1 protein-coding gene is annotated in these 2,264 nt (G+C 73.3%); it reads left to right on the top strand.

Annotation, left to right across the window (positions count from 1 at the left end; genetic code table 11):
• On the top strand, window positions 1–2,264 hold a 2,264-nt coding region (locus UK23_RS52875; protein ID WP_045313875.1), incomplete at both ends, for a hypothetical protein.

Below are 2,264 nucleotides of genomic sequence, written 5' to 3'. Positions count from 1 at the left end.
TCGACCTCGCCGGTGAAGTGCGCCGGTTCGAGCCCGGCGAGGTCCAGGTCCGGCCGATGGTGCGCGGTGGGGAGCAGGTCGGCCTGACGTTCCTCGGCGGGAGTGAGCGCTCCGCCTCGTTGCGGTGGGCCGGTGAGCCCAGGAGCGAGCACCTGCGAACGTTCCTGCACCCCGAGGGCTCGTCGTCGTTCCCGAGCAGCAAGGGCGCGGCCGAGGCGCGCGGGCCGTGGCGCACGGACGCGACGTATGTCGCGGTCCGAGGTGGCGCGGACTCGTTCGAGCTGCGGCTGAAGGACGGCTCGCGGGTGACGGTCGACGGCTCGACGTTCGGGCACGTGATGTCCGGCCTGACGTCGTTCCGCAGGATGGCGGACGAGCCCAACGGCGGCACGCTGGTGTTGCTCGCCGGCCAGACGGCCGCCGGTCCGGCGGCGCGCGACTTCCAGCAGGGCCTGGCGTCCGCCGGATGGCACCAGCTCGTGGTGGCGCCGACGGCGGACGTGTACCTGCGGACCGCGCTGCTCAAGCGCGGCGGCCAGATCGTCGTGGACCGCGGCGGCTCCTGGCGCACGTTCCCCGAACCCGCCGTGATCACCAACCGGCAGCTGGACGCGGAATCGGCCTACGGTGCGTCGACGACCATCCGCACTGGTGACGTGCGGGTCGCCACGCTCAACGGTCACGACGGCAGGCCGCTCGCGGTCTCGTTCCTGATCGGTGACGAGCTGCACCACCACGTGCAGCGGCTGGCTCTCCCGGCCACGCATCGGACGTCGCTCGTGCCGGAGGGCATGGACGGCGCGCGGTTCGTGCAGGAGATGAAGGCGGGGCGGGACATCTCGCAGCCCTCGCCGTGGCCGGAGCGGTCGGCCTACGTCGTCTCCCACGGTTTCCCGGAGAAGGTCCAGCTGGAGCTGGTCGACGGGCGCACGGTCATGCTGCGCGGCAAGGAGTTCGCCGAACTGCTCGGGGATCTGCGGGCGTTCGGGGACCTGATGGCCGCGCGCGACCCGGAAGCGCTGACGCTGCTCGCCTGCTCGACCGGCGAGATGCGGGGCACCGGCGGTCTGGCGCACGACTTCCAGCGGGCGCTGGCGGTCCAGGGGCATCGCCAGCCGGTGGTGGCGCCGACGAACACGGCCGGCACCTACTCGGTGAAGAAGGACGTCTGGAGCACCCACGTGCTCGACGGCCGGTGGGAGACCTTCTCGTCGGGCCGGGCCTCCGTGCTCGGCGAGCTGCACGACCAGGCCCGCTGGGTGCCGGTCGACCCCGCCGAGGTGCGCTCGCGGCCGATCATGCAGGGCGACCGCCCGGTCGGCGTGTCGTTCTGGCGGGAGAACGCGGGAGACGCCGGGCAGCCGCAGGGACGGACCGCGCGGTTGCGGGAGGGCACCTTCCACGTCGCGACGGAGTCCGATGTGGACGGACGGCTCGTCGTGCACACCACCGACGGCCGGACCGTGCACGTCGACGGCGCGGCGTTCGCCAGGGTCGTGGGCAACAGCGAGACGTTCCGCGCCATGGGCGGCTTGCGGCAGCCGGTCGTGCTGGCCGCCACGACGCCGCTGTCCGGACGGACGCCTGGCGCGGACTTCCACCAGACGCTGCGCGGCGAGTTCGGCGTCACCAGCCCGGTGCTCGAGCTCAGGGGCGCGGCCGGCCTGCACGCCGACGGCCACAGCAGGCCCGTCGTCTGGTTCCAGGACGGCTGGACCGTGCACGACCGCGACGCCGCCGTTCCCGCACAGGTGGTGCGCCCGCCCGCGGGACCCGCGCGCGCCGAGGGGCTGACGTCGTTGCCCGGCACCGAGTCGGGGCTGGGACGCCTGCAGGGCACGGAACCCTCAGGCGACGTGCGCCGGTTCGAGCCCGGTGACGTCCGGGTCGAGCAGTTGCGCGGCAAGTCGAAGGAGCCGATCGGGTTCACCTTCCTCACCGGCGCCGAGCGTTCCGCCTCGCTGCGGTGGGGCGCGGAGCCCGGCAGGGAGCACCTGCGGACGTTCGTGCAGCGTGAAGGTTCGTCGTCGTTCCCGAGCAGCAAGGGCGCGATGGAGGTCCCCGCGAACTGGCGCCAGGACTCGATGTACGTCGCGGTGCGCGGTGACGCGGACTCGTTCGAGCTGAGGCTGACCGACGGCGCGCAGGTGCGGGTGGACGGGTCGACGCTCGGGCGGGTGATGGCCGAGCTGCCGAAGTTCCAGCGGATGGCGGAGACCAACGCGGGTGGCTCGGTGGTCCTGCTCGCCGGCCGGTCGGGTGCC

This window comes from Lentzea aerocolonigenes (genome assembly GCF_000955955.1).
In the GTDB taxonomy this organism is placed as follows: Bacteria; Actinomycetota; Actinomycetes; order Mycobacteriales; family Pseudonocardiaceae; genus Lentzea; species Lentzea aerocolonigenes_A.
This window is presented reverse-complemented; position numbering and strand designations above follow the sequence as displayed.